This window comes from Polynucleobacter sp. 39-46-10, from assembly GCF_002282275.1.
Genome location: NZ_NCJB01000186.1, coordinates 1 through 5217 on the forward strand (window position 1 = coordinate 1; position 5217 = coordinate 5217).

At 46.5% G+C, this 5217-nt stretch carries 4 protein-coding genes and 1 pseudogene; 2 read left to right on the plus strand and 3 right to left on the minus strand.

Annotation, left to right across the window (positions count from 1 at the left end):
* Both B7X71_RS12115 and rpsB read right to left on the minus strand, forming a co-directional pair.
* A pseudogene (locus B7X71_RS12115) lies at positions 1-98 on the minus strand (elongation factor Ts); the annotation flags it as partial.
* Positions 98-847, minus strand: a complete 750-nt coding sequence (gene rpsB / locus B7X71_RS12120; protein ID WP_015421433.1) for a 30S ribosomal protein S2 — start codon at positions 845-847, stop codon at positions 98-100. The gene rpsB and the pseudogene B7X71_RS12115, both read right to left, overlap by 1 nt.
* A 193-nt stretch (positions 848-1040) precedes the next feature.
* On the opposite strand from rpsB, the gene map reads away from it, so the two are divergent.
* Together map and B7X71_RS12130 are read left to right on the plus strand one after the other, a co-directional pair.
* A complete protein-coding gene (map, locus tag B7X71_RS12125) occupies positions 1041-1940 on the plus strand; it encodes a type I methionyl aminopeptidase (RefSeq protein WP_293598725.1) in 900 nt (299 codons plus the stop codon).
* Positions 1941-1944: 4 nt separating this feature from the next.
* Complete coding sequence (locus tag B7X71_RS12130) at positions 1945-4542, plus strand: [protein-PII] uridylyltransferase (protein ID WP_293598723.1); 2598 nt, start codon at positions 1945-1947, stop codon at positions 4540-4542.
* Between the two features lie 54 nt (positions 4543-4596).
* On the opposite strand, the gene B7X71_RS12135 is transcribed toward B7X71_RS12130, so the two are convergent.
* On the minus strand, positions 4597-5046 hold the full coding sequence (locus B7X71_RS12135; protein ID WP_293600853.1) for an NUDIX domain-containing protein: 450 nt from the start codon (positions 5044-5046) through the stop codon (positions 4597-4599).
* Between the last annotated feature and the right edge of the window lie 171 nt (positions 5047-5217).

Sequence of the window (5217 nt, forward strand, 5' to 3'; positions counted from 1 at the left end):
TCGCCATCAGCTTCAGTCAATGCTTTTTTGCACTCCATCATCGGAGCATCAGTCTTGGCGCGTAACTCGCCAACCATTGCAGCGGTAATAGCGGCCATTATTCAGCTTTCCCTTCTTCAACAAACTCTTCTTCGCCTTCTTTAACGGCAGTCAAGATTTCTTGAACAGAGTTTGATTTACCTTCGAGGATTGCATCGGCAATGCCACGAGCGTAGAGAAGAACAGCTTTGCTAGAGTCATCATTACCAGGGATGATGTAATCAACACCTTCTGGTGAGTGGTTGGTATCCACTACAGCGATAACAGGAATACCAAGCTTGTTAGCTTCGGTGATAGCAATCTTGTGATAGCCAACGTCCACTACAAAAATCGCATCAGGAACGCCGTTCAAATCTTGAATACCGCCAAGCGCTTTTTGCAACTTGTCGAGATCGCGATCATTAGTCAAAGCTTCTTTCTTAGAAAGCTTTTCCCAATCGCCGGCTTCTTTAGCAACTGCCATATCCTTCAAACGCTTGAGGGAACCTTTAACAGTTTTAAAGTTGGTGAGCGTACCACCCAACCAACGGCTGTCGATGTAAGGCATACCAGCACGAGCAGCTTCTTCAGCAATGATCTCGCGTGATTGACGCTTAGTGCCAACAAATAAGATAGTTCCACGGTTAGCAGCAACTTGTTTTGCAAATTTCAGGGCGTCCTGAAACATTGGCAATGTTTTTTCTAAGTTGATGATGTGAATTTTGTTGCGATGGCCGAAAATATAAGGGGCCATTCTTGGGGACCAGAAACGGGTTTGGTGACCAAAATGGCAACCGGCTTCCAGCATTTGACGCATAGTTACTGACATAACTTCTCCTAAGGGTTAGTTTCTAAGATTGAGTCCTAGCTGCGCTAAAAAGCGCCACCCTGGAAGGCTCAACCCGCGATTTCAGATCAAAATTGACCTGAGAACGAAATTATAGCTTAAATATCAATCACCTAGACTCCTCACCCCTCACCCAAGCAATCTAAATCCCCTAGAAAATGCCTCCAAATGGGCTATTTGCACAATTTTTGAGCACTACAGATCTACCAAAAACTGCCAAGTCGTTGATAATCAAGGCATGAATAGTGTATTTACCGCCGAAAAAGACATCCAAGGGATGCGCGAAGCTGGCCGCTTAGCCAGTGAAGTTCTGGACCACGTTGCTCCTCACGTCAAAGCTGGCGTCAGCACGGCTGAGTTGGACCGCATCTGCCATGAATACATGCGTGATGTCCAAAAGACCATTCCCGCTCCACTGAACTACCAGCCGCCAGGCTACCCACCCTTTCCAGCATCCATCTGCACTTCCGTTAATGATGTGATTTGCCATGGCATTCCTGGCGAAAAGATTCTCAAAACCGGCGATGTCGTGAACCTCGATATCACCGTGATTACTCCTGATGGCTACTACGGCGATACCAGTCGCATGTTTATGGTCGGTGAAGTCTCGGTATTAGCAAAGCGCCTGACTCAAATTACCTTTGAATGCATGTGGCTTGGTATCGCACAAGTCAAACCTGGTGCATCACTGGGCGATATTGGCCACGTCATTCAGACCCATGCTGAAAAAGCCGGTTACTCAGTTGTTCGCGAATACTGCGGTCATGGCATTGGCAAAGTGTTTCATCAAGATCCACAGATTCTTCACTATGGCCGTCCTGGTACCGGTGAGAAATTAAAAGAAGGTATGACCTTCACCATTGAGCCAATGATTAACGCTGGCAAACGCGATATTCGGACAATGCCCGATCAGTGGACTGTGAAAACTAAAGACCGCAGTCTCTCGGCCCAATGGGAGCACACGCTCTTGGTAACGGCCACTGGAGTTGAAGTGCTCACTTGGTCAGAGGGAAGTAATCCGATTCCCGATTGCGTTAAGGGACTATCCTTTAGGCCAAGTCTAGCGAGCGCATAAATTCATGAGTAAGCCCCAGGCAGCCAGCAATATTACTAATGCAGCTAGCCTGCGTGCAGCTCGCGAAATTGCATGCGACGAGTTTAGAAAAACACAGTCAGTAGGTAGGTTAACTAAACAACTTACTAAGATGAGCGATCAAGTACTCGCTAATCTCTGGAATGACTGCGGCTTAAACAATGAAGCTAGCTTAATTGCCGTTGGCGGATATGGAAGAAATGCTTTATTTCCCTATTCTGATATCGATATTCTTATCCTGCTCCCAGCCGAAGAAAAACAAGCCCTCGCTTTATCAAAACAAGTTGAGCAATTTATTGCCAGCTGCTGGGATATGGGGTTGGAGATTGGCTCTTCAGTGCGAAACACTGCAGAATGTATGTCTGAATCTGAGCAAGATGTTACTGTACGTACATCACTCCTAGAGGCGCGATTCCTGTGTGGTAATAAACAACTATTTAAAGACTTTGAAAAAGCCTTTGAAGTCGCCATGGATCCAAAGGCATTCTTTCAGGCCAAGCTCGCAGAGCAAATTCAACGTCACTATAAATACCAAGATACACCCTACTCTCTCGAGCCTAATTGCAAAGAGAGTCCTGGTGGGCTACGTGACTTACAAGTGATCTCTTGGGTCAGTAAAGCAGCGCATCTAGGTAATACATTTAAAGATCTCAGTGTCGCGGGCTTAGTAACGCAACGTGAATTAACCGAGCTTAATCGTAACCAGCGTTTTTTAGAGACACTACGCGCCAATCTGCATTTACTTGCTAAGCGTAGACAAGATGTTTTGGCTTTTGACTTACAGGCGCCACTTGCTGCAGCCATGGGTATCCAAGAGGAATCTTCTAGACTTGCCAGTGAAGCGATCATGCGTCGCTACTATTGGGCAGCCAAAGCAGTCAATCAATTAAATGATGTGCTTCTGCAAAATATTGAAGCACTCCTCTTTCCTCAAGAATCCAAAACGACCCATGCCATTGCTGGTGAAGGTAATGAGTGCTTTTTTGAGCGTCAAGGTGTACTAGACATCACCGACCCTCAGCTATTTCAGAAGCATCCAGAACAAATTCTGCGTACCTTCTTAGTATTTGCGCAAACGGCTAACGTGAAGAGCTTATCTGCAACCATCTTTAGAGCGCTGTACAACGCGCGCCAAAAGATGGATAGCAAATGGCGTGAAGATCCGGTGAATCGCGCTCTCTTTATCGAGATCCTAAAAGAGCCCGAAGGAGTTAGTCGCGCGTTCCAGCTCATGAACCGTACCAGCGTACTCGGCCGCTACTTACCCGCCTTCAGAAAAATCGTTGGTCAGATGCAGCATGACTTATTTCATGTCTATACAGTTGATCAACATATCTTGATGGTGCTGCGTAATGTGCGCCGTTTTATGGTGGTCGAGCATACGCATGAGTTTCCTTTCTGCAGTAGCCTGATTGCCCATTTTGAGAAGCCTTGGCTATTAGTCATTGCCGCCCTCTTTCATGACATTGCTAAAGGACGTGGCGGCGATCACTCTGAGCTTGGTAAAGCAGACATGCGCAAGTTTGCAAAAGACCACGGTTTAGACAAAGCAGATACTGAGCTCTTAGTTTGGTTGGTTGCCGAGCACTTGAACATGAGTCAAGTTGCTCAGAAACAAGATATTACCGATCCAGAAGTGGTGCAAGCGTTCGCCAAAAAGATGGGTGATGAGCGTCATCTGACCGCACTGTATCTATTAACGGTTGCCGATGTTCGTGGAACCAGCCCTAAAGTGTGGAATGCCTGGAAAGGCAAGCTATTGGAGGACCTCTATCGCGTTACCTTGCGTGTATTGGGTGGCGCAAAACCTGATGCCTCTTCCGAGCTCGCACAGCATCAAGAAGAATCCCGTGCCAAGCTGCGTCTCTATGCAATTGAGGACTCTGTTTACGAAAATCTCTGGAAGCAATTAGATGTTGCTTTCTTCTTGCGCCAAGATGCTGGTGATATTGCCTGGCTTACACGTCATCTCTATAACAAGGTTGATAGCGAAATTCCTGTCGTGCGGGCTCGCCTCTCTTCTGTGGACGAAGGCCTGCAGATTGCTGTCTACGTGAAGGACCAAGAAGACCTTTTCGCCAGAATTTGCGCTTACTTTGAACGTCACGGTTTCTCGATTTGGGATGCCCGTATTCATACGACAAAGCATGGCTATGCACTGGATACATTCCAAATCTCAGGCAGTAACTTGGTAGATGAGGGTGGAAGTTACCGTGACCTTATTCAGCTAGTGGAATATGAACTGACAGCAGCACTGCAAAATAATGATCCCTTGCCTTCACCAAGCATGGGAAGACTTTCAAGACAGTCTCGTACCTTCCCGATTCAGCCACGCGTGCACATGATTCCGGATGAGCGAGGTCATTACTACGCGCTCTCACTATCGGCAAGTGATCGCACGGGCCTACTCTATGCCATCTCCAGAGTCTTGGCCAAGCACCAGGTTTCATTACATACCGCACGCATCAACACCTTAGGCGAGCGAGTGGAAGACGTGTTTCTATTGGATGCGGCGAACTTGAGTAAGAATCCAAAGCTGCAGATCTTGTTGGAGACAGATTTACTAGAGGCTTTAGGAGCTTAAGTCTGATCTTGTAGTTTTTGCAATGCCCGCTGAATACGTGGGCTGCTAATTTGATCAAAAGTCAAAAGGTACCCATGCCTTTTCAATCTTTTCATGAGACGCTTCCTGCTTAAGCGCTCTCAGCACAAATAAGAGGTCGATGTGCAAATGCACACCCTCAGATTTCTTTGGATTTGCGGGAATTTCGTGCAGATCAATATCAATTAGATTTGATTGGCCGTCAATAGACTCGCAAAGAATTCCGGTCTCCTCGTAAACCTCTCTTATTGCGGCATGAATAGGAGACTCACCATCATCAATGTGACCACCAGGTTGGAACCATTGCTTAATAAACGGGTGGAAGATGAGTAAAACCTTGTCATCTTGAATCACCAACCCACTTGCTGTGATATGACCCTGCTTTGTGGAGCGTGAGTATGGATCTTTTGATGAAAGAACCCGATCACAGACGCTCGTGAATGGCGAGTGGATTGCCGTCAAAGATATCTGATCAACGATGTTCATGATTAAATCTCAAAATTCTATTGAAAGATACGGCTGGCATCAAACTGTCTCGACAAAGGTAATGGCTGCTATCGACCTTGGATTCAACTGGTCAACGCAACAGATTGGGCAAAACGTTCTGCCGGTGTTTGATAGTTTAGTGTTTTTCTAGGGCGTTCATTTAGTTTCCTT